This window comes from Nocardioides pakistanensis, from assembly GCF_054781215.1.
Window position 1 is genome coordinate 1 of sequence record NZ_BAAGUV010000003.1, and the last position, 723, is coordinate 723.

General features: G+C 66.9%; 1 protein-coding gene. It reads right to left on the bottom strand.

Features of this window, described 5'->3' with window-relative positions; all coding sequences use genetic code 11:
• Positions 1–56: 56 nt before the first annotated feature.
• Positions 57–347, bottom strand: a complete 291-nt coding sequence (locus tag ACYVIH_RS01425) for a cupin domain-containing protein (protein WP_460865134.1) — start codon at positions 345–347, stop codon at positions 57–59.
• Positions 348–723: the final 376 nt, after the last annotated feature.

The window sequence follows — 723 nt, forward strand, 5'->3', positions numbered from 1 at the left end:
CAGATCTTCTCGCTTCCCCAGCACGATGCTGGATTCAGCGTGTCCAAGATCCGGGGTCAGGCCCCGGTCCAGGCCGGGACATGTACAAAGCTGCCGGGGCCGGCATCGAGATAGCCCTCGTGGCCCTCGAATTCGAGGCGGAGTACGCCGCGCACGATGTACAGGCTCGTCTCGTTGCGCTCGTGGTGGTGCCATCCGGAGACCGCTCCTGGCTCAGTCTCGACCTGGCCGGCCCAGAGGAGCGGCAGATCGAATGCCAGGGCGCGGGCCATCCCGGGCGTGGGGTCGGCGGCGGTCAGGTCGGCGGGCGTGAATACCCGCACCGGCCGAGGCAGTTCGCGGCTCATGGACTCAGGGTGCCACGGCCGCGTGCCGCTGCCGAGATGAGCAGGCACAAATGCGGGTGACGTCGCGACCTGCACCTGGTCACCATCAGGTGGTTGGCCGAAGTCGCCCGCTAGGGTCCCGTCAGTGTCAGGGTGACAGCGCCGCTATCGCGGTGGTTGGGTCCTGATCACCTGGTGTCTGGCTCATAGGGTCCTTGCCGCCTTCGGGTTGGCATGCATGGGTTTTGCCGGCACCGGGTGTGATGGACCGGCCGGCGTGACTTGATAGGAGCGTGGCATCGCCCCCACTGAGATGTGTCCGCCGGCCGGCCCGACCGTCCCTCTGGATCAGAGAAGGAGGCGATCACCATGATCGTCATCGGCGCCGACGTGCACA

Bases quoted from the DNA above. Each gene is read 5' to 3' on its own strand.
- ACYVIH_RS01425 (WP_460865134.1), bottom strand. From the start codon at position 347: ATGAGCCGCGAACTGCCTCGGCCGGTGCGGGTATTCACGCCCGCCGAC.